Below are 22,267 nucleotides of genomic sequence, written 5' to 3'. Positions count from 1 at the left end.
ACAAGGGTTTGCTACAATAATTTCCTATTTTAAACTGTTATAGGGAAGATGAACATGCTGTCTCGTGTGGTACGACAAATTTTACAAGCAACGGTTTATGATGTTGCAATTGAAACGCCTCTCGAAGCAGCTCCACGAATTAGTCAAAAATTAAATAATACAATTCGTTTTAAGCGCGAAGATTTACAGCCTGTTTTCTCTTTTAAATTACGTGGTGCCTATAACCGTATTAGCCAGTTACCTAAAGAACAACTCGAACGCGGGGTAATTTGCGCCTCTGCTGGTAACCACGCTCAAGGTGTAGCATTGTCAGGTCAACGCTTAGGAATTCCAGCAATTATTGTTATGCCAAGTACCACTCCTGACATTAAAGTTCAAGCAGTTAAACGCTTGGGCGGACAAGTTGTGTTACATGGTGATAGTTTTGATGTAGCAAATAAATATGCACAACAACGTGCCGAAGTTGAAGGCCTTGTATTCATTCCACCCTATGACGATGAACTTGTTATTGCTGGTCAAGGCACAATTGCAAATGAAATCTTACGTCAATGGCGTGATGTAGAATATGTGTTTGTTGCTGTAGGTGGTGGTGGCCTAATTTCAGGCGTAGCAGCTTACCTTGGTGAAGTAGCACCCCATGTGAAAATTATTGGTGTTGAATATGAAGAGTCTGCATGTTTAAAAGCAGCTTTAGAAGCCAATGAGCGCGTAATCTTGCCGCATGTAGGCTTGTTTGCAGATGGTACAGCTGTTGCACAAATTGGTGCTTTACCATTTGACATTATTCGTCTGCGCAAATCTGATAACTCAGGCCCAATTGTTGATCCAGATATTGTGACGGTAAATACAGATGAAATCTGTGCTGCCATTAAAGATACGTTTGATGAAAACCGCAGCATTGTTGAGCCATCTGGTGCAATGGCTCTTGCTGGGATCAAGAAATATATTGCCGAACATAAAATCAGCAATAAAAATATTGTATCGATTGTATGCGGCGCCAATATGAATTTTGACCGCCTACGTTATATTGCTGAGCGTACCGAGCTAGGTGAACAACGTGAAGCCATTTATGCAGTGACCCTACCTGAAGAAAAAGGTGCATTCTTAGGCTTCTGCCGTGCTTTACATGGACGCAACATTACTGAGTTTAACTACCGCGCAAACAATACAAATGAAGCACAAGTATTCGTCGGTATTAGCTTAAAAGGTGGTGATGCAGAACGTCATGAAATTTTAGAACAATTAAAGCAACAAAATTATGTAGTAGATGACCTCTCTGATGATGAGGTTGCCAAACTACATATTCGTTATTTAATTGGTGGTCATGCAAATATAGATGATGAAAGATTGTTTCGTGTTGAGTTCCCAGAACGTCCAGGCGCCCTTTTAACCTTCTTAACTCGTTTAGGCCCAACCCATAATATTACGTTGTTCCACTACCGTAATCATGGCGCAGCAGAAGGACGTGTTTTAGTAGGTTTACAAGCAACCGATGCGAAACAGAACCCTGATGGTCTAATTGAAACTCTTGAGCAGATTAGTTATCCGTATGCAGAAATTACGAATAATGTCGGCTACAAACGTTTCTTGAAATAATTTTCAATTTTGATGAATAAGCCGACAAATTTGTCGGCTTATTCATATAATTCTTTTAATATTCCCCTCATATTTACATTGCCTCTCTTTATCTCAAAGAAAATTTCCTTAAAAATAAACGTCTAATCAGGAAACAAGGATCAATATGGCACAGTTTGCAGTCATTGGCTTAGGAAGTTTCGGAGCAACTGTTGCTCAAGAGCTCACAAAATTAAATCATGATGTTATTGGCATTGATACGGTAAAAAAGAATGTTGAAAATCTTGCCGACGTTTTAACTCATGCCGTCATTGCCGATGCGACTGACGAACACGTGCTTGACGAACTTAACATTCAAAATTGTGATGCAGTTGTGGTCGCAATTGGTGAAGATATTGAAGCAAGTATTTTGTGTGTACTGAATTTAAAAAATTTAGGTATGGATAAGATTTGGGTAAAGGCAAAAACCAAAGCACATCACACCATTTTGTCTCACCTCAATATCAATAAAATTATTCACCCTGAAGAAGATATGGGTGTACGAGTTGCTCAAGCACTGAACTATCCAATGGTTAGTCGCTATATGTCTTTAGAAGACGATCACTACATTATAAAAATTGAAATACCTGAGAAACTTAATGGCATTAACTTATATGGCATTATGCAGCAAGCATCACAAGTTAAAACATTGCTCGTAAAAAGACAGCAGCAAATTTTGTTTGAGACCGAAGAAAATTTCACCTTGCAAACGAATGATATTCTTATTTTAGAAGGTCATTTACCGCAGTTAAAGAAACTTTCTAATTGCTTCATATAAGAGGCGAAATCTAGAATATGTCTATATATCCCAAGCCCCATAAAACATTAAATTTAAGCCCTCCTTCACTCTTGGCCCTGGGGTTTCTAGGCTTTATTATTTTTGGTACTTTACTGCTTAAATTGCCATTTGCGAATACAGGCAATGTCAGCTGGATGGATGCTCTTTTTACAGCCACCTCAGCAGTTACAATTACTGGCCTATCTGTTTTAAATATTCATGAGTCTTTTACCCTCTTTGGGCAAACCATTATTTTATTGTTGATCCAGTCTGGCGGTTTGGGTTTTATGACCTTTGCCATCTTAGCTGCATTAAGTTTGTCACCCAAAGTTGGTCTTAAACAACAAATGATGGCTCAAGATAGTCTAGGTCAAACGAGCCTATCAAAAGTTACTTTTGTTGCTAAAGGAGTTGTCACTTACACCCTTATTTTTGAGCTTATTGGTGCAATTATTCTCACTACTGCTTTTACACCAACATATGGGTTTGCACGTGGTCTTTACTATGCAGTTTTCTATAGTATATCCTCGTTCAATAATGCTGGTTTTTCACTATTTTCCAATAGTTTAATAAGTTTCCAAAGCAATTATATGATTTGTATAACTGTTAGTGTACTTTACACTTTGGGTGGTCTTGGCTTTTTAGTTCTCATGGACATTAAGCAAAATAAAAAATGGAAAAAACTCACCCCGAATAGCAAGCTGATTCTTACAACCATTACAGTGATTAATCTAGTTGCCTTTATTTTAATATGGGCTTTAGAGGCTCAAAATCCTCATACACTAGGAATGCTCAGTGTAGGTGATCAAGCATTAAATGCTTGGTTTCAAGCCACTGTTCCGCGCTCATCAGGGTTTAATACTATTGATACAGGTGCAATGACCAATAGCAGTTCTTTACTCATGATGTTACTGATGTTTATTGGTGGCGGTTCACTGAGTACAGCGGGTGGAATCAAAGTCGGAACCTTTGTTATTTTAGTGCTCAGTGTAATTTCATTTTTACGCCGTACAGATGAAATTAGAATATTTAATTATTCAGTCGCACACGAAACGACTTACAAAGCATTAGCAGTGACTGCTATTACGAGCATACTCATCTTCATGGGCTTCTTTATTCTTTTACTTTTAGAGCCTAAAGCAGATTTTATGAATTTGCTTTTTGAAGTTGTTTCAGCAGCATGTACCGTGGGTCTCTCGCGCGGAATAACACCAGATTTACATAATGGTAGTTTATTTATTTTAAGCCTCCTCATGTTTGCTGGACGGCTTGGTCCTTTAACACTGGCTTATTTAATCGCTACTCCTAAAAAAAGTCGACTCAAACACCCTCAAGCCAACATTCAAATTGGATAATAAAAAAGCCGCTTCAAAAGCGGCTTTTTTATAGCTGTTTAGTACCAATTCAATAGTGATACACCCAAACCAGCATAAGTTGCTCGATGGTTATAATCAATTAAGCTTTCCCCATAACCATTAAACAATTGGAAGTGTCCACGTAGTTTGCCACTGATTGGAAAAGCCCAATCAAATTGAACAGCACCATGAGAGTCATCACCACCTTTCAATGAATGACGCAGCATTAAAGAGAAGTCATTTTCCTTCCACTTATAAAATGCTGTTAAATCACCACGTCCGATGTAATTTTCCATATCTGGATTATTATCATCTTTGCTGTCTTCTTCGAGACGAATCCATGGACGTAACATTAAAGCAAAGTCACCGCGCTCTAATCCGACATTAAAAATTACCCGGTTCCAGCTACGCGATAAAGGATCTGAACGCCCATTTGACTGGTGGTTTAAAGTAACCCCAAGCAAACGACCATCTAAACCAAACAATTCATAGTTCGTTCTAAACATTAAACTTGCTTCAGGCTCATAATTCGTTTCACGGAAAGGACGAGACTCTTCTGCATTGAATGTTTGCCAACGTGAAGATTGTGTATACCCTAGCCACAAATCGCCATTATTGCCAAAAATATTTTCCCAAGCTTTGGTTTTCAAAGAAATCTGAAATTTACTTTCTGTTGATTTCAGATTTTGATCTTCTGTCACCGTATTATTTGGGTTAGGACTATGTGGAAATTCATTTTTGTCACTGGTCCAGAATACAGGGAGCAAATAGACTGGCTGATAAGCACGAATGTTCCATACACCTAGTTTACTTTTTTCAGACAACTCCCAACGTTGATCTAACAAAGAAGTAGTAGGTTCAATTTTTGGTGCTTTACCAATGATTTTGATATTACTCACCGTATCTACCACCTTTTCTTTAAAGGTTTCAGGTGGCACAGCAGGTGTATCAATTTTTTTAGCAGGCTCAGTTACAGCCGCAGCTTGAATAACTGGTAAAGCTGACGGTTTAAATACAGAGTCATAACAAGCCAGACGATCGGCATTCGAAGCAAGAGCAACACATGCATCTACTGTCGCGGGGGTTACAGGTGCCAAGGTGTCAGCATATGTCACAGACGCACACAAACAGCTAAGCACGATTCCCATGCTTAGCTGTAAAGATGTGCGTTCAAATTGTCTGAACGCCATGTTCATCTCCAATTTTTATTTTAATTAACTTGTTGAATGGTAAAACCTAACTGCTGCAATTCATGACGTTTGGCAAAAGGTGCAACTACAGCTTTTACAGGAGTTTGCTCAACCAAATATTGACGAGCAACACGTTGTAAATCATCTAAAGTTACATGCAACAATCTCTCACGCAAGAGACGGCGGAAAGCTGGTGTTCTTGCATGCAATAATGCATAACATGCAGTAATCGCTTCACCCGCTGGTGAACCTGGCTTATCCATACTTGCAACTAATCCAAGAATCGCTTCTTCAAGCTGATGAGGCTGTTGTTCCGCATTTAATAGCCATTGCACACTTGCTTCAAAGTCTTTAAAAGTTTCTGCTAAACGTGGGTCACGGTAACTATAGAAACGGAATGAACATGCATTCCCATCATAACTTGCTCCACCACCGTACGCACCGCCTTTCTCACGAATGGCGCTGTGTAAAAAGCCATTACGTAAATAAGCTGCCAATACCATTAACGGAGCTGCATCTGGATGGGACACATCCACCGCCTGATAGGCTGAAGCACAGAACTGAACATTTGCCTGAATTAACCATGCTTCATGATTATTATCATTTGCCTGTTCTACGTGAGTTAACTCTGTTGCGGTTGCATCAACGTTTAGTTTATCCCAAACATTCTGCACTTCTTCAACCAAACGTTCAGACTGATGTTCTTCACATACAAGCAAGAACTGTTTAGGTGCTTGCAATAATTTACGATGAATACGTTTTAATTCTGCAATCAGATCATCATATGCAGCAGAGTCTTGAGTAATCTTAGTAACAAGCTCGCCTAACCAGTTTAATGCACCTAAACCAGTGTTTTGATAGTCGCGTTGAGCCAATGCACTCATATTACGTGATGCGATTTGCATTGCGTAGCTATGACCTGCTCCAGATAAGCGAGATTGCCAGCGTGTTTTACGTTGTTGCAATAACTCAATAATTCGCTCTTTCTCATCAAATCGAAGCTGTTCAAATGCTAATTTTAATAAATGAATTGCATCAAACTTCTGAGTTAACGATTTAGTCGTTAAGGTTAACCAAGCGCTAATTTTATCTTTGTCGTCAACTTTACTACGTAATGAAGCGCCCATTCCTAAACCGCCACTTACCGCCGTTTGTAAGTTTTGTAGTTCAAGATAGTCATACTCACCTGCACCCACTTCGCCCATCAAGATAGAAAGCAAATTAAAATAAGGTGACTTCACAATATCATCAGGAATCTGAATGAGTACTTGTTGATAGTAAATACCGTTCGTACCGGCATGGTACAAATTCAACGGCGTATCCATACGATTACAAAGAATTTCGCGTAACTGACCCTGCACAATATGTAAGTCAGCAGGTACATCTTCCAAACCTACTTTTGGTAATAGTTCAAGGTTGTCTGGAGTATCCTGACGTTCCTCTAGCGCCTTGGTATTAGCAACAATTTCAGCCTTATCAGCATCTGTTAACTTTTCACCAATAGCAGCTAAACGTGCTTTTTCTGCTTCTTGTTCTTTTACAGACTTAGTTGGGTCTGGAACTAGAGTCATTTGCACACGATGTGGGTTGTCAAGCAAATGTGTTTGTATCAGATTTGATAACCACATTGGGTCTTTCAACTCTTCTTTAACTTGTGCAATTGCGCTATCAACATCCCAAATTTGAATTGGGTCGTTGTGGTGAATCGCACCACTTAAGCCATTTAAAATTAAACTTAAGCCATAAGGTGTACCGTCACCATTAATTTCACGCTGATGCAACTCAATCTGATGCAAGATTGCATCGACTAAATTACTGTCAATTGGTTTTGCAGCAACATCACGCAGAATATTTAAAACACCCTCTCTAAAGCTTTGTGCATGTTCAGGATTTGAACCTTGGACACCACAGTAGAAAGTCATTTCAAAATTGCTGTCATCTACGCCCATTAATGGACCTGTTGATTGAGCATAACCACAAGTTTCTAAGTAATGACGCAGTGGTGAAGCTGAATTTTCTAACAAAATTCCTTCAACCAAACGCATTCCCAAACGCAATTTCACATCATTTGCTTCTGGTAATAACCAAGATAGAACATGATAAGTTTTATCTTTTAAATCATCACTATCAACACCATAATTTTCTGTTACTTCAATTGGTGCTGCTAAACGTTTTTCCGGCTTAGAATATAGAGTTGTTCCAGCAGAAAATTTATGCAGAGCTAGTTTTTCAAATTGCTCTTGTAATTCATATGCTGTTTGATTACCAAAGGTCATGAAAACAGCATTACTTGGGTGGTAATGTACCTTATAAAAATCGACTAACTGCTCATACGTTAAATCAGGAATATCTTTCGGGTCGCCGCCTGAGTTGTAATGATAGGTCGTTTCAGGAAATAAATGATGAGCCAACTGATGATAAAGTTGGTCAGACGGTGCACTCATCGCACCTTTCATTTCATTAAAAACCACACCTTTATAAACAGGTTGTCCATTTTCTAGTTCAATACGAATACCTTCTTGAGCAAAATCAAGCGGATTCAAATTAGCAGCAAATGCCGCATCAAGATAAACAGAGAGTAAGTTTTGGAAATCTTTTTTGTTTTGAGTAGCAAATGGATACGCAGTCCAATCTGCTGCTGTAAAAGCGTTCATGAACGTATTTAAAGAACGGCGAATCATCAAAAAGAACGGATCACGTACCGGAAACTTTTCAGATCCACACAAAGCGGTATGTTCTAAAATATGTGCCGTGCCTTTAGAATCCATAGGCTGTGTTCTAAAAGCAACAAGAAATACATTTTCATCATAGTCAGTTGCCAAGTGATAATGCACCGCGCCTGTGACTTTATGCTTATATTCAGACACTAAAATATCTAATGCTTCTACATGGTGCTGACGTAGCAACTGAAACGCAGGGTGAACAGTTTGAGAAATGGTTTCAGTGACATCTACAGTCATGTGATCTCCTAACATATCGGATAAGTGAATAAGTCTCATTATAGCCTGAGTCAGCTTGAGATTGGCGAACAAAAGCCAAGTAAAATACTATGTTTTTGTTGAGTATTAGTTTTCATTGCCACGGCTTTGATATCAAGCACATAGCCATGAACGTTTTATCCTACCAGAACAAAAGCTTTTAATTCTATTTATACGATAGATATTAAATAAAAAGCTTATCAATTTTATATCAAGGACCTATCTTCTAATCCCACGAATATTCAAACAACAATATTTCTCCATTATTTTTTGAATTAACTGAATTTTATTCAACAAACTACAGCAAAACCAAGCAATGGTGTAAACTTAGCAACCTGATTTTTTTATTTGTGACAACACATATGGCAACTGTAGATCTTTTTGCAATTGGTAATGCATTAATCGACCAAGAATTTAAAGTGTCTGATGATTTTCTGAATCAACAAGGCTTGCAAAAAGGCACAATGCAGTTGTCCGATGGTGACACTCAAGCTGCTCTTTATGCAGAGTTAAAACAGCACCAAGACTATAAAGGTCAAGCAAGTGGTGGTTCTGCTGCGAATACTACTGTAGCCTTTAGTGCATTAGGTGGAACTGCTTTTTATGGTTGCCGCGTTGGTAACGATGATTTAGGTTCAATCTATCTGCAAGGTCTAAATGAAGCTGGCATTAAGACTACTCCAAAATCTATCAGTGAAGGTGTGACAGGTACTTGCATGGTACTCATTAGCCCTGACTCTGAACGTACAATGCACACCTATTTAGGTATCACTGCTGAACTCTCTCAAGATCAAATCGATTTTGAACCATTAAAAACAGCAAAATGGCTTTATATTGAAGGTTATCTTTCTACAAGTGAAACAGCGCGTAAAGCTGTAAAACAAGCGAGAGAAATTGCAAAAGCAAATGGTGTTAAAATTGCCCTATCTCTTTCAGATCCTGCGATGGTGCAATACGCTCGCGAAGGCTTGGAAGAACTTATGGATGATGGCGTAGATTTACTATTTTGTAATGAACAAGAAGCCTTAATGTATACAAATACAACATCTGTAGAAGATGCTCTTGCCCAATTACGTTTTAAAAATCATACAGTAGTCATTACACAAAGTGCTAAAGGTGCTTTAGTTTCTAACCCTACCCAACATTTCCATGTGGCAGGCCGTCATGTAGAAGCCGTTGATACAAATGGTGCAGGAGATGCATTTGCAGGCGCATTCCTTTATGCCCTCAACCATCATCAAGATTTAAATGCTGCTGCACAGTTAGCTGTCTTAATTTCGAGTGAAGTTGTTTCTCAATTTGGTCCACGTTTAGCAATTAATGACTATGCTAAACTTCTTGAAAATTTTCAGAAGGAATGTGCTTGAAATGGAAAGGATCTGTATGACGGAAGAAGTTCCTGAGCGTGAAGCTAGAGCTTTTGACACTTTACAAGGAACAACTATTTTCGTTACGCAACGTGACGGCGCATTCTATGCTTATCAGAATTTATGCCCTCATTTGCAAACTGAGCTTGAATATTTAGAAAATCAATTTCTTGATCAAGATCAAGAATACATCCAATGCTCTACTCATGGTGCTTTATTTACCGTGGAAACAGGTGAATGTATTTCTGGACCATGTTTAGGCGATTTTTTAAATAAAGTTGAGCTTAAAGTACATTCAGATGGCGGTATCTATATCGTAGACTGAAGCTATAAACATTAGAGTTTCTGCCATGGCTGATTTCTTTTTCAATTATTATCTTATGCCATTTCACTTAAGTGTAGTGGCTTTGATATTGCTCAGCGTGGTAGAAACCATTGGTATGTATATTGGACTCCGTCCAAGTCAATTACTCAAAAAAATTGCGCCCCATTGGCTTTCTAATTCACCGCTACTTAATGTTAAATTTTCTAAAGCTCTAATTTTCGTTTTTTTACTCATCAATTTCAGTTATGCAGGCTACTTTTTACAACTCTCTTTCTTCGCAATACAGCATTATTTTATTTCCCCTTTTTATTTAATCGTCCCAGCTCTTGTAATCGCAATATTTTTTACTGTGTTCATGATCCACTGCCTTGACCAAGTAATTAAGCCCAAGCTCACTCACACCAACTATAACCTTTTAGGGCGATTAGCGACGATTTCCAGTGGTAATGCCAGACCTGGATTTTCTGCCCAAGCCCGCGTGCGTGATGAATTTGGTCAACTCCACTACGTTCAAGTAGAACCAGAATACGGCGAACTCGAATTATACTCTCAAGTTATTCTTGTCAGAGTACATAAAAGCCATTATGTAGCTAAGAAAATTTCTGTATCCAACGATCTTTTTGCACCCGATTAACTCTTAATTATTCTCGTAGTTTCCTATCACTTTTTGCAGGCTTCATTGCGCCCTGATTTTATTATTCTCTTTTTAATTAATCATTTATTATTCCGACTAATTTAGTTAGAGATAAGATTACTAAATATTATACTCAACCATTTTAGTTGGTATTTAATTAAAACAAACTATTTTAATAAACTTTAGAATTTTATTTACAAGTGTTTTAGTGGGAATTAATAATCAATTCAAACTATTTTAGTATGTTATTTATTTTAAATTACTAAGCAATTGTTTTATAAAGGTTAATAATTTAAATATTCATTTTAAATATATTTAATGTTTATTTTTATTATATTTTGATTAATAATAAAATTAATATCAAATGAGGTTTAATTAATGAGCCTTAATTTTCAAAATCTTAATAGTCGCTTAATTAAAGAAATCACTATTATTCTAATAATAAAAATAGTGCTTCTTTTAACGATTAAACATATTTGGTTTGATGCTCCCACCATCCCCAAAAATTTCGACAATCAGGTCGCCGAGCATATTGCTGGCGATAACATTTCCAACATTAAGGAGACACGTTGATGATTTCTGAAAGCGTGGTTGATCTTTCGCGGTTTCAATTTGCAATGACCGCAATGTATCACTTTCTTTTCGTCCCTTTAACTTTAGGTTTGGCATTTATCCTTGCCATCATGGAAACCACCTATGTCATTTCTGGTAAAGAAATTTACAAAGATATGACTAAATTTTGGGGAAAATTATTTGGTATTAACTTTGCTTTAGGAGTTACGACTGGCTTAACAATGGAGTTCCAGTTTGGAACAAACTGGGCTTATTACTCACACTATGTAGGTGATATTTTCGGTGCACCATTAGCAATTGAAGGCCTTATGGCATTCTTCCTCGAGTCGACATTTATAGGTCTATTTTTCTTTGGATGGGACCGGTTAACTAAGGTTCAGCATCTAGGCGTAACATGGTTAGTCGCTTTAGGTTCTAACATGTCAGCGCTCTGGATTTTAGTGGCGAATGGTTGGATGCAAAATCCAGTAGGTGCCGCATTTAACTTTGAAACGATGCGTATGGAATTAGTTGATTTCGGCGCGCTTATCTTTAACCCTGTAGCTCAGGTTAAATTCGTCCACACTGTATCTGCGGGTTATGTAACTGGTGCAATTTTTGTACTTGCTATCTCAAGTTACTACTTGCTTAAAAAACGTGATCTACCTTTCGCACGTCGTTCATTTGCAATAGCTGCGATTTTTGGTCTTGCATCTACACTTTCAGTAATTTTGTTAGGCGATGAATCTGGTTATGAGTTAGGGGATGTTCAAAAAACTAAACTCGCTGCGATAGAAGCCGAATGGGATACTCACTCTGCTCCTGCTCCGTTTACCTTGTTTGGCGTACCAAATCATGAAGAGATGCGGACAGATTATGCAGTTAAAATTCCATATGCATTAGGTTTAATTGCAACTCGCTCAACAACCAAAGAAGTTACTGGTCTTAAAGACCTCATGCAGCAGCACGAAGTTCGTATTCGTAACGGTATGCTTGCCTATGCTGAACTTGAAAAATTACGTGCAGGCGATCGCTCACCAGAATTATTGGCTTCTTTTGAGAAAAATCAAAAAGATCTAGGTTATGGCCTACTTCTTAAGAAATATGCACCAAATGTAGTTGATGCAAGCGAGCAAAATATTAAAGCTGCTGTAAAAGATACTGTTCCAAATGTTACAGCGCTATTTTTCTCTTTCCGCGCAATGGTTGCCTCTGGTTTCTTAATGCTACTTCTTTTCATTTTAGCGACTTGGGCTGTAGCAAAAAGAAATGCTGAAAACAAACCTTGGTTACTTAAATACGCATTGTTTGCGCTACCGCTTCCTTGGATTGCAGCCCAAACAGGCTGGTATGTTGCTGAAGGTGGCCGCCAACCTTGGTCTATTGGAGAAATTTTACCAACCCACCTATCTACTTCAAGTTTAAGTACTGGTGATGTATGGGGTTCGATTCTTGCCTTAGCAGCGTTCTATACAGCACTTTTAATTATTGAAATGTATTTAATGATCAAGTTTGCTCGTTTAGGACCAAGCTCTCTGCACACTGGCAAATATCATTTTGAAAAGCAAGAACCAAAAGCAGCTGTTAATGGGGAGGCCTTATCATGATTGAATATGAATTATTAAAAATCATTTGGTGGGTGTTAGTTGGCGTACTTCTGATCGGCTTCGCTCTGACTGATGGCTTTGATATGGGTTCTATGGCTCTCATGCCTTTCGTTGGAAAAACCGATAGCGAACGCCGTGCTGCAATCAACACGATTGCGCCACACTGGGATGGGAACCAGGTCTGGTTTATTACGGCGGGCGGTGCACTATTTGCTGCTTGGCCAATGGTCTATTCAGTTGCCTTTTCTGGCATGTACTGGGCACTATTGTTAGTTTTATTCGCACTCTTCCTAAGACCGGTCGGTTTCGATTATCGCTCTAAACTAGATAATACAAAATGGCGTAATTCTTGGGATTGGGGCCTTTGCATTGGCGGTGCCGTTCCAGCACTTGTGTTTGGTGTGGCATTTGGTAATTTATTCTTAGGCATTCCTTTTAGTTTAGATGACACATTACGCTCTGAATATACAGGTAGCTTTTTTGCCCTTCTCAATCCATTTGCTCTAGTCTGCGGTGTTGTGAGTCTATCTATGCTTTGTGCGCATGGTGGTGCATGGCTCATGTTGCGTACAGATGAAGTTTTAAAACAACGCTCTGCCAAAGCTACTCAAATTATGGCAATTGTATTTTTAATTTGCTTCCTTGTGATTGGAGCATGGCTCTATTTCGGACAAGTGCCAGGTTATAGCTATGCTGTTGCCATAGATCCAAATGCTGCGCTTAATCCTTTAGCTAAAGAAGTGGTGACTAATAGCAATCCAGGTTGGATGAATAATTACAGCACTTATCCAATTACTAAAGTTGCCCCAGTTCTGGCAATTTCAGGTGCAATCATCGCAATTTTCTCATCTTCAAAAGCAAAGGCGGGCTTAAGTTTTACTGGCACAAGTTTAATGATTGTAGGGGCAATTTTAACTGCTGGTTTTGCCCTATTTCCGTTCCTGCTTCCATCTAGTATCAATCCTAACTCTAGTTTGACGATGTGGGATGCTGTATCAAGTCACCTTACTTTAGGCGTTATGACTGTCGCAGCCTGCATATTTGTTCCTCTTATTTTGATCTATACCAGTTGGTCTTATTACAAAATGTGGGGAGTCATCACTAACAAACATATCGAGTCAAACTCGCATAGCTTGTATTAAGGAGAAGTCAATGTGGTATTTCGCATGGATCCTAGGCATTTTGATGGCATGTTTTGCGGGCGTACTCAGCGCGCTTTATATCGAACATCATCAAGATTTAGATGAGGAATAAATGATGGCAAAAGCAATGACAGCATCAAATCATCGAAAAGCTCAAGCATTTGCAATGGCCCTTTCTTTTCTGTTGGCATTGCCTCTTGCTGCAATTTTGTTGGTTTACCCTTCACTCATGCTAGATGCTAACGGACATTACAATCATAGCCAGCTTATGCTGGTGATGATTGGTATTTCTGGTGGATTTATTTACGGAGTAGGTTTCGTCCCCAACTTCTGGCTATGGAAATGGCTATTTAGCCCATGGGTGGCTTGGCCTCTCATGCTTTTAGGCTATTACATCTGGTTTCTAACCTAAATCAAAAAGACCTCAAATGAGGTCTTTTTTCATTTCAACCAACTTAATAGGCACCCTTGGCATGCCTACATTTGCCTCAACTGGATATGGCTGTTCATTACCCGTTTTCACATATCCACGTCTTTCATAATAAGCGATCAATTCAGAACGGACATCTAGTACATGCATTACGGCGTTAGTCAGATGTGGACCTTCTTTCAATGCATATTGCTCTGCATACTCTAAAACAGACCGACCCACTCGCATATTTTGGACTTGAGGATCCGTACAGAATGTTCCAATCTCAACCTGACTATTTTCAAATGTAAGCCCTACACACGCAATAATTTTAGAAAATTCAGTTTCCGCTACCAATAATGTTGAATTCCTAAGTTGTAGTTGCTCTTCTAATTGATGCTCTGTAATACGTAGTCCTTTTACCCATTCTAGCTCTGTTGTCCAACTTCGACCCTGCTGTTCTCGATAAGACTTATTAATTAAATCTACAAGCTGTGGAATATCAGCAAATGAAGATAAACGGAAATTCAAATTATTCATAAAGTGTACTTAGGCTATTTATAAAAATTCTAAAAATAAAGCCGATATTAAATCGGCTTTATTTTAAATAGCAATTAATTAATTTGATTGTTCAGCTAACCATGCCATGAATTTTTGACGCTCAGCTTTAGATGCTTTCTGCCAAGTTTCAACTAAACGTTGATCATTCGTTTGTGCTCCACCTGTTACTGCCATAGACGTTGCAGTTGGCACAACAACTTGAGCAGAAGCAGGTTTAGCCGATGCATATACTGCTTCAGGCTGTGGCTTAGATGATTTAGTTGTAAAGTCAGTTACTTTACCCAACAAGCCAGTTGCAAACCATGGCTTAGCTTCATTGTTTGCGCCCGTTTGTTTCACAATTAATTCATTATTTGCACTGTATAAAGCAACTGTTGGTTGTTCAGCATATTTTTTCGCATTTTCATAATCTTTAGGTACATCTACCATCGAAAGCTTATAAGTTTTCCCATCTTGCAATGCAGGCGTTTGAATTGTGACTACACCAGATTTAACAATGTCATGCTCACCATTTAAATGTTCAAAATATTCTTGATAGCGCACGCTTAAGCTAGTTTCACCCGCATCAACTTTATAATTATTTTTAGATGAACGAAATAACCCAGAATTGACTTCTTGACCATTCACAGCAAGGATTACAATTTCCTCTGGCGCTGTAATTGTAACTGCTGAAAATACCGAACTACTGAGTAATAAACTTATTGCAGCAACACCTAATCTTAAAGTCATCTGTCTCTTTCTCTATATTTGATAAGCTATGAAATCATGAGCAATATGCAATATGATTGTGACTATTTTATGACAGTGCAGTGATCCGCTAATTTTTCGATTTATTATTATTAAATATGCATTTGAATTTTATCAATTTCCGTTGGTTTAACCTTTTTATTAATTCAAAAAACACATAAAAAAAAAGAGTACCTAAGTAGGTACTCTTTTTTAACTTTCAATTAGTTGAAAGTTTTGAAACGATCAGCATCATTAATAAATGCTTTTTCGCCTGCTGGCGCTTCCACTGAACCAAATACCAATTGAGCACGTAATTTCCAATTTGCTGGCACATCAAATGCTTCAGCAGCATCAGCATCAACAATCGGGTTATAGTGCTGTAAAGAAGCACCTAAACCAAGCTCTGAAAGTGCTGTCCAAGTCGCAAACTGTGCAATTGCAGTTGAATGCTCAGACCAAACTGGGAAGTTGTCTGCATATAATTCAAATTGCTCTTGTAAGCTTTTAATAACAGCTTGGTCTTCATAAAATAAAACCGTACCAACGCCAGCAACAAAGCTATCAATTTTTGCATTTGTACCAGCAAAAGAGTCTGCAGGAACAATTTTACGTAATGCTTCACGAACTAAATTCCAGAATTTAGCATGTGATTCACCGTATAGTGTCACCACACGTGAAGATTGTGAGTTGAATGATGATGGACTATGTTTAACCGCTTCACGAATTGTTTCTTCAATTTTAGTGCGATCTAATGCAACATTTTTACCAATTGCATAAATAGTACGACGATTTTTAATTTTATCTAAGAAAGTAGACATTTTGTTATTTCCTACCTATTGCTTGACCAAGGGCCGTTGTTTGGGAATGAATACAGTGTATTAAAGTCATTTTTCATAATCAGCATTAAAAATATGACAGTTCGTTTTATTTTCGCAACAATAAAAAAAGATATACATATAAAAAAAGCTTCACATTTAGTGAAGCTTTTGAATGCTAGCAACCGTTTTACTTATCAGTTTCAAACAGCGCCGCAACAAATGATTTAGCCGAGAATGGTCTTAAATCATCAATTTTTTCACCAACACCAATAAAACGAATTGGCACATGAGTACGACTTGCAATATTAAAGAGCACGCCACCTTTCGCAGTTCCATCTAACTTGGTAATTGTAATACCAGTTAAACCCACAGCTTGGTCAAACTCTTGCACTTGGTTAATCGCGTTTTGCCCTGTGCCAGCATCTACTACCAACATAATTTCATGAGGTGCAGTTGCATCAATTTTTTGCATCACACGTTTAACTTTTTTGAGTTCTTCCATCAAGTTACTCTTATTATGTAAACGACCTGCCGTATCTGCGATTAATACGTCAATTCCTTTAGCACGAGCACTTTCAAAAGCATCAAAAATAACAGAAGCACTATCAGCTCCGTGACCTTGAGCTACCACAGAGATATCGTTACGCTCACCCCAGATCTGTAATTGTTCTGTCGCTGCGGCACGGAACGTATCCCCAGCAGCCAACATCACTTTTTTACCTTCACCTTGCAAACGTTTCGCTAATTTACCAATAGTTGTAGTTTTACCAACACCATTTACCCCAACCATTAAAATCACATAAGGCGATTTGTTAGGATCAATATGCAAAGGTTTAACACGTGGGGCCAGCAAAGCAACCAACTCTTCTTGTAACGCTTTATATAGAGAGTGGGAATAGATCAAATCACCACGAGCTGTACGCTCTGTTAAATTGGTAATGATCGTTTTAGTAGCTTCAACACCAATATCTGCAACTAATAATTGCTCTTCTACTTCTTCAAGTAACTCATCGTCAATTTCTTTTCCGCCAATCAAGATATTGACCATACCATCAGCGAAATTACGACGAGTTTTGGTTAACCCCTCTTTCATTCGGCCAAAAAAACCAGTTTTTGGTTGTTCAACCGCAGTTTCTGTAGAAGCTAATTCAACTTTGGCTGCTTCAATATTTTCTTGCGATTTAACAGGAGATTCAACGATGGGAACATCGATAGCAGGTAAATTAGGTAATGTGACATCGTCATCACCGATCTCAGCATCTATCAAGAATTTATTTTGCATATTCGATTGTTGCTCCATGCGGATTCCTTGAAAAGCAGCGCGTTTAAAAAGATAAAGTTTAGCATAAATTCAAAATTTTGCCTGCCACAATAGTGCTCAAAAAGCTTTGGAAACCAAGATTTAGCCTGATTAATCCAATTACTGGGTATCTTCCTGAGCGAGTGCTGGATATTGCTTAATATGAGCACCCTCAAATTGGTACGCATGCATTAACTTTAAATACTCAGCTCGATGAATTTCTGACTGAGCTATAAGCAACTCAGCCATGTCTTGAGTTCTTGGATAAGTAGCCTGATGAGAAAGTTGTATAATTCGTTGATATTGATCCGGACTAATAGGCCGAAGTAATGCTAAATATGACAGCACAAAAATACAGCCAATGACAATAACCACAAACAGGTTAAAACATTGATCAACTTTTAACTCAGACTTTAATTTAAGAAAATTTTGTTTGAATATGAGCATGACCTACCTCGAATTAGTGTAGTGTAGGGTTCAATACTCATAAGTACAAGATCAAACATCCAGTAAGGTTAATAATCATACCTTACTGGATAGTATGAGTATGTTTAACTTATTAGTGAACGAATGACGGAAAAGTATAAAATTGCCGCAATAATCACCAAGACTAAAAACATAGCAAAAATACTTAACCCTTCTTCTGCATCTGCTGGATGCAATTCGTCTTCATCAGCAATTTTTCGAAGCTCCCCATCATAAACTTGATAAAACCAGTTTTTTTGGGCGGGTTCCAAATGACCAGCAAAATCAAACACCCTTTTACGCTGTGCTAGACAGTAATCCCCTAAATGGATTTCCTCATGAAAGATAGCTTCATCTAATAATTTACGGTGATAATGGGCCAGTTCTATAATTTGTTCCTCTTTAGGAGGCGTGTCAAAAACAAAGCCGTCGATTGTATTTGTCATATTTTATTCTCCTTGTCTTTTATTCTCATATTGATTTTAATCAAAATTATTTGTGAATAATGTTTAATCATGTATCCTAATAGTGAACTAAACGAAATGACAAATAGTTGACAAATCCATCAATTTGTAATATTAGTTTAATAATTCTAAGTTAAATTAATTTAAAGGCACTAGCCTTTAGAAAAAAGTAATCATAATTACAATAAGGAGTTTTCTATGATTCAACGTATCTCTCATCATGATTTAGAACATGTATATGCAACTGCAGTAAACACAATTCATTCTCAAATGAACTTTCAAGATGCAGTTACACAGTTAGAAGAAGTTGCTCGCGCTGGGCATGGTAAAGCCGCTCTATTCTTAGCAGAATTGTATTATCAAGGTTTCCGTGTTGAACGTGACTCACTTAAAGCACAATATTGGCAAAAGTTAGCCACAATGCAAGCATAAAGAGACGTCACTTAGGTGGCGTTTTTTTGTACCCGTAAAAACACAAAGTTATCAATTTATATAAAGCCTTACTTCGCCACTTCAGTCATGGCTCAGGTGGCGTTTTTTTACGCCTGTAAAAAGCATTCTAAATATAATTTGCTACGCACTTCGTTTGTCTAACGCTAATGTCAACGCCTTAATCATATTGACGTTCTCATGTGGCATTTTTATAGCTGGGAATATTTGTTTACGATTTGATACCTGTTTAAACTGAAATGTCATCTGATTTTTCTATAATAAGCAAGATAAGTTAAGAACCATTAATTTGACAATGAATAGTTTAAGCAATCTGCAACCGGTTTCAAAAGACTTGATGATCAAAATTTATATTTTAAGAACGATGATGTATTGCGGAGTTCTCTGGGGATTATTTCATCAGGGCTGGGCAATTAAATCAGATCAAGAAGACTTTATTTTTCCCTTCTGGCTCAATGGATTGCAAGCTCATCGCTACGCTAAAGAACATTGGCCACATTACAAACCAAGAAGAATTACTCCTAAAGATTTTCACGAGTCTTTATTACCAACCTTAACTCGACTCAACGTTACACCAGCTTTGTTTAATTCTTCTCATCGCAAGTTGAAATTATCTACCCAACAAATGCAACATTTCTTTTTTAAACATCCGCACTGGCAAGGAGCCTAAAGTTTCTTTAGGTTCTTAACCTCTATTAGAATGCTTTTTGAACGCTTGAGTGTAAAACTTGTATTTGAATGACTACCAAGTCTTTGCATTTTTATAAAATCAGGCTAATTTAAAACAAAATGATAAAACACAGGACAGAAGAAATGACAATCGTTGCACAAGTAATCAAAAACAAATCAGAGCAAGATATTTTTACAATTTCTCCTGAAGCCACTGTCCTTGAAGCGATTAAGATCATGGCTGATAAAGGAATTGGTGCGTTAGTGGTAGCCGAAGGTGAAAAAGTTGTCGGAATTCTATCTGAACGTGACTACACACGAAAAGTGACACTGATGGAACGTTCTTCATATAGCACTACAGTTGCTGAAATTATGACATCTAAGGTGCTTACAGTAAGCCTAAACAACACAGTTGAAGAGTGCTTACAGCTTATGACAGATCGTCACTTACGTCACTTACCTGTATTGGACAATGAAAAATTAGTTGGCTTTATCTCTATTGGTGACTTGGTAAAAGCAGCAATGGAAGATCAGAAAAACTTAATTGAACAGTTAAAGCAGTATATTTCTGGTTAATCATTCGAAATAAAAAATGGGCATATAGATGCCCATTTTTAATACCGAAACTTAAAGATAGTTATTAATCAAAGCAACTAAACGTTCTAATAAGTCATCAGCCTGCGCTTGAGTCATATTAATAGGCGGTAAAAGACGAACCACCGAACCTGCTGTAACGTTGATAATAAGCTTGTGCTGATCACGAGCAATGGCAACGAGTTCAGCACAGTCTTTAGGTAATTGAATACCAATCATCATACCAAAACCACGCACCTGAACATTCTTGTCAGCTAACTGTGTGCGAAGTTGATCAACAATATAACGTCCTACTACTGCCGCATTTTCTACAGCATTTTCTTTTTGAATTGTGTCAATTACTGTATAAACCACACGAGAACCTAATACAGTACCGCCATAGGTAGAACCATGACTACCAGGTCCTAATAAACCAACAGCTTTACCTTGTGTCATTACTGCTCCAACTGGAAAACCATTTCCAAGTCCTTTCGCAGTCGTCAAAACATCAGGCACGATATTGGTATGCTGATATGCAAAATATTTACCAGTACGGCCATTACCTGTTTGAATTTCATCTAACATCATTAGCCAGTTGTGCTGATTACAAATATTACGGACTTCTTCAAGATAGCTAAAGCCTTGAGGAGCAGTATTAATACCACCCTCACCTTGAATTGGCTCAATCAAAATTGCAACAATATCTGGATGCTGCAATGCAGCTTCTTGAATTGCTTCTACATCCCCAAATGGCACACGAATAAAATCATTAGTTAAAGGAGCAAAACCATCTTGTACTTTCTTATTACCAGTTGCTGAAAGTGTTGCTAAAGTACGACCATGAAAAGATTGTTCTGCCACAATAATCTTTGGTAAACGTACGCCTTGTTGAGTACCAAATTTACGAGCAATCTTAATCGCACCTTCATTTGACTCAGCACCACTATTTGAAAAGAAGATTTCTTCCATACCAGAAACCTCTGCAAGCTTCTGAGCAGCAGCAGTTTGCCAAGGAATTTCAAATAGATTACTTGTGTGCACAAGTGTTGCTGCTTGTTCTGCAATTGCTTCTGCAATAACTGGGTGAGCATGACCTAAACCACATACAGCAATACCCGTTAAAGCATCTAGATATTCTGTACCATCTTCAGTATATAGATATGCCCCTCGGCCTCGTACAAAACTGATCGCTTGGCGACCATAAGTAGCCATTAAGTGTGACGGTTGATCAGGTTGTATTGGAGCTAGGGTAATATCAGTCATAACGAACTCTGTCTGTATGAGGTTTTTAGAAGGGTTTATATAAACAAAAACTGGCTCTGATGAAAAGTCTCATCAATCATTTATCTAAAATTTCGTCCGCTTTTCGCTATCACTTCGGTTTATACAATAAAATATTGAATATTCAATGCAACTTTAGGCATTAAGGTGGTTTGCAAAGCAACATAAACACCCCCTATAATGCTGCTAGATTAGTTGAGGATCTATTTATGACTGAACAAGCACGTGATACTGAAGCGTTAATCCGCGATCAAATTGCGAAGCATCCCGTTTTACTTTACATGAAAGGCACTCCACAGTTTCCACAATGTGGTTTCTCTGCACGTGCTGTAGAAGCGCTCAGTCAAATTGGTCGTCCATTTGCATATGTAAATATTCTGGAAAATCCTGATATTCGTGCAATGTTACCAGCAATTGCGAATTGGCCTACATTCCCGCAACTTTGGGTAAATGGCGAACTTATTGGCGGTAGCGATATTATGCTAGAAATGTTCCAAAATGGTGAATTAAAACCATTAGTTGAACAATATAGCGCTGCACCAGAAGCGTAAATAATAAAAAAGCCAATCAATAGATTGGCTTTTTTATGCTCTTAATTTTAAAGATCGCTTACCCCAACATAGCGGAATAAACCTTCCACACCTAAATCAGATTTTAAAACAATCAAATTTTCATAAGCTGTTGTAGTCAAAGCTTCAAAAATATTCATATTTGGATCTTCGTGTAAGTCATCCACGCTCTGGTTCATGCACTCTTCAAATCGATCTGCAACAAATTCAAAGCCCAAATCCATGGCAATAAATAAAGTATGTTCACATGGTTGAACATATTGCTCTTGTGCCCAGTCAATTATCGCTTGTTTGCAAAATGGACATTCAATATTTGTAGAGGCATGGTTAAGTTCTATCAATTGATAAGGCATTAGATTTGAAAAGTAGAAAAAAATATAGTGTAGAAGAGATTGATAAATAGTTCTATAGATAACCTATAAATCCTTTTTTATACA

25 protein-coding genes are annotated in these 22,267 nt (G+C 37.8%); 15 read left to right on the top strand and 10 right to left on the bottom strand.

The genetic code is table 11. From position 1 onward, the window contains the following. Positions 1-48 precede the first annotated feature (48 nt). From ilvA to F968_RS07850, 3 genes are all read left to right on the top strand, one after another. A complete protein-coding gene (gene ilvA / locus F968_RS07860) occupies positions 49-1,596 on the top strand; it encodes a threonine ammonia-lyase, biosynthetic (protein ID WP_171065148.1) in 1,548 nt (515 codons plus the stop codon). 145 nt (positions 1,597-1,741) lie between these two features. Beyond that, positions 1,742-2,392, top strand: coding sequence for a potassium channel family protein (locus F968_RS07855; RefSeq protein WP_004791972.1), 651 nt, complete (start codon positions 1,742-1,744; stop codon positions 2,390-2,392). 17 nt (positions 2,393-2,409) lie between these two features. Beyond that, a complete protein-coding gene (locus F968_RS07850) occupies positions 2,410-3,747 on the top strand; it encodes a TrkH family potassium uptake protein (RefSeq protein WP_004791970.1) in 1,338 nt (445 codons plus the stop codon). Between the two features lie 38 nt (positions 3,748-3,785). Here the strand turns inward: F968_RS07850 and F968_RS07845 are convergent, their stop codons facing one another. Next, on the bottom strand, positions 3,786-4,937 hold the full coding sequence (locus tag F968_RS07845; protein WP_004791967.1) for a phospholipase A: 1,152 nt from the start codon (positions 4,935-4,937) through the stop codon (positions 3,786-3,788). Between the two features lie 20 nt (positions 4,938-4,957). Then, positions 4,958-7,897 carry an insulinase family protein gene (locus F968_RS07840; protein ID WP_004791965.1) on the bottom strand — a complete coding sequence of 980 codons (2,940 nt, stop codon included), beginning with the start codon at positions 7,895-7,897 and terminating at the stop codon, positions 4,958-4,960. A gap of 380 nt (positions 7,898-8,277) precedes the next feature. On the opposite strand from F968_RS07840, the gene F968_RS07835 reads away from it, so the two are divergent. The 8 genes from F968_RS07835 to F968_RS07800 all read left to right on the top strand — a co-directional run bounded on the left by F968_RS07835 (position 8,278) and on the right by F968_RS07800 (position 13,954). After that, positions 8,278-9,282: an adenosine kinase gene (locus F968_RS07835; RefSeq protein WP_004791963.1), complete on the top strand. Its 1,005-nt coding sequence runs from the start codon at positions 8,278-8,280 to the stop codon at positions 9,280-9,282. A gap of 16 nt (positions 9,283-9,298) precedes the next feature. Further along, the gene (locus tag F968_RS07830) at positions 9,299-9,607 is read left to right on the top strand and encodes a Rieske (2Fe-2S) protein (RefSeq protein WP_003652095.1); all 309 of its coding nucleotides are present in this window, start codon (positions 9,299-9,301) and stop codon (positions 9,605-9,607) included. 25 nt (positions 9,608-9,632) lie between these two features. Next, positions 9,633-10,241 carry an OB-fold-containig protein gene (locus F968_RS07825; RefSeq protein ID WP_004791961.1) on the top strand — a complete coding sequence of 203 codons (609 nt, stop codon included), beginning with the start codon at positions 9,633-9,635 and terminating at the stop codon, positions 10,239-10,241. 378 nt (positions 10,242-10,619) lie between these two features. Further along, positions 10,620-10,814, top strand: a complete 195-nt coding sequence (cydP, locus tag F968_RS07820) for a cytochrome oxidase putative small subunit CydP (RefSeq protein ID WP_003652097.1) — start codon at positions 10,620-10,622, stop codon at positions 10,812-10,814. Continuing rightward, on the top strand, positions 10,814-12,400 hold the full coding sequence (locus F968_RS07815) for a cytochrome ubiquinol oxidase subunit I (RefSeq protein ID WP_004791959.1): 1,587 nt from the start codon (positions 10,814-10,816) through the stop codon (positions 12,398-12,400). Before cydP ends, F968_RS07815 begins: the two co-directional genes overlap by 1 nt. After that, the gene (gene cydB, locus F968_RS07810) at positions 12,397-13,542 is read left to right on the top strand and encodes a cytochrome d ubiquinol oxidase subunit II (RefSeq protein WP_004791957.1); all 1,146 of its coding nucleotides are present in this window, start codon (positions 12,397-12,399) and stop codon (positions 13,540-13,542) included. The genes F968_RS07815 and cydB overlap by 4 nt, the downstream gene beginning before the upstream one ends. A 10-nt stretch (positions 13,543-13,552) precedes the next feature. Next, entirely contained in the window at positions 13,553-13,654 is a 102-nt protein-coding gene (cydX, locus tag F968_RS19690; RefSeq protein ID WP_002120988.1) for a cytochrome bd-I oxidase subunit CydX, read from the top strand. Then, the gene (locus tag F968_RS07800) at positions 13,655-13,954 is read left to right on the top strand and encodes a cyd operon YbgE family protein (protein ID WP_004791954.1); all 300 of its coding nucleotides are present in this window, start codon (positions 13,655-13,657) and stop codon (positions 13,952-13,954) included. Positions 13,955-13,966: 12 nt separating this feature from the next. On the opposite strand, the gene F968_RS07795 is transcribed toward F968_RS07800, so the two are convergent. From F968_RS07795 to F968_RS07770, 6 genes are all read right to left on the bottom strand, one after another. Beyond that, a complete protein-coding gene (locus F968_RS07795; RefSeq protein ID WP_004791952.1) occupies positions 13,967-14,491 on the bottom strand; it encodes a GNAT family N-acetyltransferase in 525 nt (174 codons plus the stop codon). 78 nt (positions 14,492-14,569) lie between these two features. Continuing rightward, on the bottom strand, positions 14,570-15,241 hold the full coding sequence (locus F968_RS07790; RefSeq protein ID WP_004791950.1) for a YccT family protein: 672 nt from the start codon (positions 15,239-15,241) through the stop codon (positions 14,570-14,572). A 221-nt stretch (positions 15,242-15,462) separates the two neighbouring features. After that, positions 15,463-16,059: a nitroreductase family protein gene (locus tag F968_RS07785; protein ID WP_004791948.1), complete on the bottom strand. Its 597-nt coding sequence runs from the start codon at positions 16,057-16,059 to the stop codon at positions 15,463-15,465. 187 nt (positions 16,060-16,246) lie between these two features. Next, complete coding sequence (gene ftsY, locus F968_RS07780) at positions 16,247-17,359, bottom strand: signal recognition particle-docking protein FtsY (protein WP_004791946.1); 1,113 nt, start codon at positions 17,357-17,359, stop codon at positions 16,247-16,249. 120 nt (positions 17,360-17,479) lie between these two features. Next, positions 17,480-17,806, bottom strand: coding sequence for a hypothetical protein (locus F968_RS07775; protein ID WP_004791944.1), 327 nt, complete (start codon positions 17,804-17,806; stop codon positions 17,480-17,482). Positions 17,807-17,910: 104 nt separating this feature from the next. Then, complete coding sequence (locus tag F968_RS07770) at positions 17,911-18,270, bottom strand: hypothetical protein (RefSeq protein ID WP_004791942.1); 360 nt, start codon at positions 18,268-18,270, stop codon at positions 17,911-17,913. A 216-nt stretch (positions 18,271-18,486) separates the two neighbouring features. On the opposite strand from F968_RS07770, the gene F968_RS07765 reads away from it, so the two are divergent. The 3 genes from F968_RS07765 to F968_RS07755 all read left to right on the top strand — a co-directional run bounded on the left by F968_RS07765 (position 18,487) and on the right by F968_RS07755 (position 19,983). Beyond that, entirely contained in the window at positions 18,487-18,720 is a 234-nt protein-coding gene (locus F968_RS07765) for an SEL1-like repeat protein (protein WP_003652111.1), read from the top strand. A 313-nt stretch (positions 18,721-19,033) separates the two neighbouring features. After that, positions 19,034-19,408, top strand: a complete 375-nt coding sequence (locus F968_RS07760; RefSeq protein ID WP_004791939.1) for a DUF2750 domain-containing protein — start codon at positions 19,034-19,036, stop codon at positions 19,406-19,408. Between the two features lie 143 nt (positions 19,409-19,551). Next, on the top strand, positions 19,552-19,983 hold the full coding sequence (locus F968_RS07755; protein ID WP_004791938.1) for a CBS domain-containing protein: 432 nt from the start codon (positions 19,552-19,554) through the stop codon (positions 19,981-19,983). A 51-nt stretch (positions 19,984-20,034) separates the two neighbouring features. On the opposite strand, the gene F968_RS07750 is transcribed toward F968_RS07755, so the two are convergent. Further along, the gene (locus tag F968_RS07750; RefSeq protein ID WP_004791935.1) at positions 20,035-21,243 is read right to left on the bottom strand and encodes an aspartate aminotransferase family protein; all 1,209 of its coding nucleotides are present in this window, start codon (positions 21,241-21,243) and stop codon (positions 20,035-20,037) included. Positions 21,244-21,470: 227 nt separating this feature from the next. Between F968_RS07750 and grxD the strand changes: the two genes are divergently transcribed. Then, positions 21,471-21,812 (top strand): Grx4 family monothiol glutaredoxin, encoded by a 342-nt coding sequence (gene grxD / locus F968_RS07745; protein ID WP_004791933.1) that lies wholly within the window; start codon positions 21,471-21,473, stop codon positions 21,810-21,812. A 47-nt stretch (positions 21,813-21,859) separates the two neighbouring features. Here the strand turns inward: grxD and F968_RS07740 are convergent, their stop codons facing one another. Continuing rightward, the gene (locus F968_RS07740; protein WP_004791930.1) at positions 21,860-22,183 is read right to left on the bottom strand and encodes a hypothetical protein; all 324 of its coding nucleotides are present in this window, start codon (positions 22,181-22,183) and stop codon (positions 21,860-21,862) included. Between the last annotated feature and the right edge of the window lie 84 nt (positions 22,184-22,267).

Origin of the sequence: Acinetobacter sp. NIPH 817 (assembly GCF_000368405.1) — a bacterium.
GTDB lineage: Bacteria > Pseudomonadota > Gammaproteobacteria > Pseudomonadales > Moraxellaceae > Acinetobacter.
This window is presented reverse-complemented; position numbering and strand designations above follow the sequence as displayed.

Coding starts and splice junctions, on each gene's coding strand:
- ilvA (WP_171065148.1), top strand. CDS start 49: ATGAACATGCTGTCTCGTGTGGTACGACAAATTTTACAAGCAACGGTT.
- F968_RS07855 (WP_004791972.1), top strand. CDS start 1,742: ATGGCACAGTTTGCAGTCATTGGCTTAGGAAGTTTCGGAGCAACTGTT.
- F968_RS07850 (WP_004791970.1), top strand. CDS start 2,410: ATGTCTATATATCCCAAGCCCCATAAAACATTAAATTTAAGCCCTCCT.
- F968_RS07845 (WP_004791967.1), bottom strand. CDS start 4,937: ATGGCGTTCAGACAATTTGAACGCACATCTTTACAGCTAAGCATGGGA.
- F968_RS07840 (WP_004791965.1), bottom strand. CDS start 7,897: ATGACTGTAGATGTCACTGAAACCATTTCTCAAACTGTTCACCCTGCG.
- F968_RS07835 (WP_004791963.1), top strand. CDS start 8,278: ATGGCAACTGTAGATCTTTTTGCAATTGGTAATGCATTAATCGACCAA.
- F968_RS07830 (WP_003652095.1), top strand. CDS start 9,299: ATGACGGAAGAAGTTCCTGAGCGTGAAGCTAGAGCTTTTGACACTTTA.
- F968_RS07825 (WP_004791961.1), top strand. CDS start 9,633: ATGGCTGATTTCTTTTTCAATTATTATCTTATGCCATTTCACTTAAGT.
- cydP (WP_003652097.1), top strand. CDS start 10,620: ATGAGCCTTAATTTTCAAAATCTTAATAGTCGCTTAATTAAAGAAATC.
- F968_RS07815 (WP_004791959.1), top strand. CDS start 10,814: ATGATTTCTGAAAGCGTGGTTGATCTTTCGCGGTTTCAATTTGCAATG.
- cydB (WP_004791957.1), top strand. CDS start 12,397: ATGATTGAATATGAATTATTAAAAATCATTTGGTGGGTGTTAGTTGGC.
- cydX (WP_002120988.1), top strand. CDS start 13,553: ATGTGGTATTTCGCATGGATCCTAGGCATTTTGATGGCATGTTTTGCG.
- F968_RS07800 (WP_004791954.1), top strand. CDS start 13,655: ATGATGGCAAAAGCAATGACAGCATCAAATCATCGAAAAGCTCAAGCA.
- F968_RS07795 (WP_004791952.1), bottom strand. CDS start 14,491: ATGAATAATTTGAATTTCCGTTTATCTTCATTTGCTGATATTCCACAG.
- F968_RS07790 (WP_004791950.1), bottom strand. CDS start 15,241: ATGACTTTAAGATTAGGTGTTGCTGCAATAAGTTTATTACTCAGTAGT.
- F968_RS07785 (WP_004791948.1), bottom strand. CDS start 16,059: ATGTCTACTTTCTTAGATAAAATTAAAAATCGTCGTACTATTTATGCA.
- ftsY (WP_004791946.1), bottom strand. CDS start 17,359: ATGGAGCAACAATCGAATATGCAAAATAAATTCTTGATAGATGCTGAG.
- F968_RS07775 (WP_004791944.1), bottom strand. CDS start 17,806: ATGCTCATATTCAAACAAAATTTTCTTAAATTAAAGTCTGAGTTAAAA.
- F968_RS07770 (WP_004791942.1), bottom strand. CDS start 18,270: ATGACAAATACAATCGACGGCTTTGTTTTTGACACGCCTCCTAAAGAG.
- F968_RS07765 (WP_003652111.1), top strand. CDS start 18,487: ATGATTCAACGTATCTCTCATCATGATTTAGAACATGTATATGCAACT.
- F968_RS07760 (WP_004791939.1), top strand. CDS start 19,034: ATGAATAGTTTAAGCAATCTGCAACCGGTTTCAAAAGACTTGATGATC.
- F968_RS07755 (WP_004791938.1), top strand. CDS start 19,552: ATGACAATCGTTGCACAAGTAATCAAAAACAAATCAGAGCAAGATATT.
- F968_RS07750 (WP_004791935.1), bottom strand. CDS start 21,243: ATGACTGATATTACCCTAGCTCCAATACAACCTGATCAACCGTCACAC.
- grxD (WP_004791933.1), top strand. CDS start 21,471: ATGACTGAACAAGCACGTGATACTGAAGCGTTAATCCGCGATCAAATT.
- F968_RS07740 (WP_004791930.1), bottom strand. CDS start 22,183: ATGCCTTATCAATTGATAGAACTTAACCATGCCTCTACAAATATTGAA.